General features: G+C 72.3%; 2 protein-coding genes and 1 pseudogene. All 3 read left to right on the forward strand.

Annotated features, from left to right (window positions below; translation table 11 throughout):
- Positions 1–287 (forward strand): annotated as a pseudogene (locus B8460_RS18840) (hypothetical protein); the annotation flags it as partial.
- Positions 284–1462, forward strand: a complete 1179-nt coding sequence (locus tag B8460_RS18845; protein ID WP_048863164.1) for an acyl-CoA dehydrogenase family protein — start codon at positions 284–286, stop codon at positions 1460–1462. The pseudogene B8460_RS18840 and the gene B8460_RS18845, both read left to right, overlap by 4 nt.
- Positions 1463–1482: 20 nt before the next feature.
- Positions 1483–2257: crotonase/enoyl-CoA hydratase family protein (locus B8460_RS18850; RefSeq protein WP_048863165.1), on the forward strand; the 775-nt coding region annotated here is incomplete at its 3' end.

The raw sequence follows: 2257 nt of genomic DNA on the forward strand, positions 1-2257 counted from the left end.
TCGCGGCGGCCGATCTCGCGGCGGAGGCGTTCGACGCGGGCCGCATCCTGCCGATCGCCGCCGCCAAGGCGCGCGCCGGCGAGGCGGCGGGCATCGCCGCCGGCATCGCGCATCAAATCCACGGGGCGATCGGCTTCACCTATGAGCACAGCCTGCATTTCCTGACCAAGCGGCTGTGGTCGTGGCGCGACGAGTGGGGCAACGAGGCGGTGTGGAACGCGCATCTGGGCACGCATCTGGCGCGGGCCGGCGCCGATCACCTGTGGGCGGAGATCACGGCAGCATGAGCGGCACGGCCCTCTCCAACGCTTTCACCTTCGCCCCGCCGCCGCCCTCGCCGGCGGCCGAGGCGCTGCGCGCCGAGGTGCGCGCGTTCCTGCGCGACGCGCTCGCCGACCGCAAGCCGCTCGCGCGCGCCGAAAGCTGGTCGGGCTTCGACGCGGACTTCAGCCGCGCGATGGGACGGCGCGGCTGGATCGGCATGACCTGGCCGAAGCAGTACGGCGGCCACGAGCGCAGCGCGCTTGAACGCTATGTCGTGCTCGAGGAGATGCTGGCGGCCGGCGCGCCCGTCTCCGCGCACTGGATCGCCGACCGGCAGTCCGGGCCGTTGCTCCTGCGTCTCGGCACCGAGGCGCAGCGGCGCGACATCCTGCCGCGCATCGCCGCGGGCGAGTGCTATTTCTGCATCGGGATGAGCGAGCCGGACAGCGGTTCGGATCTGGCGAGCGTGCGCACCCGCGCGGTCCGCGTCGACGGCGGCTATGTCGTCAACGGCACCAAGCTGTGGACCAGCAACGCGCATCAGGCGCACTACATGATCCTGCTCTGCCGCACGCCCTCGGCCGACGGCGGCGACCGCGACGACCGGCACGGCGGCGTGTCGCAGCTGCTGGTGGACCTCAAGACGCCGGGCATCAGCATCCGCCCGGTCCATGCGCTGACCGGCGAGCATCACTTCAACGAGGTGGTGTTCACCGACTGCTTCCTGCCGGCCGAGGCGCTGATCGGCACCGAGGGCGACGGCTGGGCGCAGGTGACGAGCGAACTCGCGCTCGAACGCAGCGGGCCGGAGCGGTTCCTCTCGTCCTTCACCCTGCTGGTGGAGCTGGTGCGCGCCCTCGGCCCGTCGCCGGACGGCGCGGCTGCGGTCGCGGTCGGGCGGCTCGCCGCGCACATCATGACGTTGCGGCGGCTGTCGCGCTCGGTCGCGGGCATGCTGCAGGCGGGGGCGAACCCGGCGCTGCAGGCGTCGCTGGTCAAGGATCTGGGCGCGCTGGTGGAGCAGGAGATACCGGAGATCGCCCGGCTGCTGCTGGCGCGCGAGCCCGACGCCGGCGCCGCCGACGCCTATGCCGCCGTCCTTGCCTATACGATGCAGCACGCGCCGAGCTTCTCGCTGCGCGGCGGCACCCGCGAGATCCTGCGCGGCATCATCGCGCGCGGCCTCGGCCTGCGCTGACAGCACCGGAAGCATCCGTCATGACAGACCCAGTACTCTATACTCAGGACGGCGCGATCGCGACGATCACGCTCAACATGCCGCAAACGCGCAATCCGATCAGCGAGCCGGCGATGGTCGATGCGCTGGTGGCGGCGCTGCAGCGCGCCAATGCCGACCGGTCGGTGCGCGCCGCGATCCTCACCGGCGCCGGGCCGGCGTTCTCCTCCGGCGGCGACCTGCGCGCCATGCAGGAGGCGTTCGACGCGCGATCGGCGCATCCGGCCGCGACGCCCGCCTATTACAAGCAGGGCATCCAGCGCATCCCCCTGACGTTCGAGCGGCTCGACGTGCCGGTGATCGCGGCGGTCAACGGCCCGGCGATCGGCGCCGGGCTCGATCTGGCCTGCATGTGCGACCTGCGCGTCGGCGGCGAGAGCGCGCGCTTCGCCGAGAGCTTCGTGAAGGTCGGGATCATTCCGGGCGACGGCGGCGCGTGGCTGCTGCCGCGACTGATCGGCTTTTCACAGGCGGCGGAACTCGCGCTGACCGGCGACATCATCGACGCGAAGCAGGCCCTCGCCCTCGGCCTCGTCGGGCGGGTGGTGCCGGATGCGGAGCTGCTCGACGCGGCCCGCGCGCTCGCCGACCGCATCGCCGCCAATCCGCCGCACGCGGTGCGCATGACCAAGCGGCTGCTGCTGGAGGGGCGGCACACGCGGCTCGACACGCTGCTGGAGATGGCGGCGGCGATGCAGTCGCTGATGCACGCGACGGACGATCACCGCGAGGCGGTCAACGCCTTCCTGGAAAAGC

This window comes from Acidisphaera rubrifaciens HS-AP3, assembly GCF_000964365.1.
GTDB lineage: Bacteria > Pseudomonadota > Alphaproteobacteria > Acetobacterales > Acetobacteraceae > Acidisphaera > Acidisphaera rubrifaciens.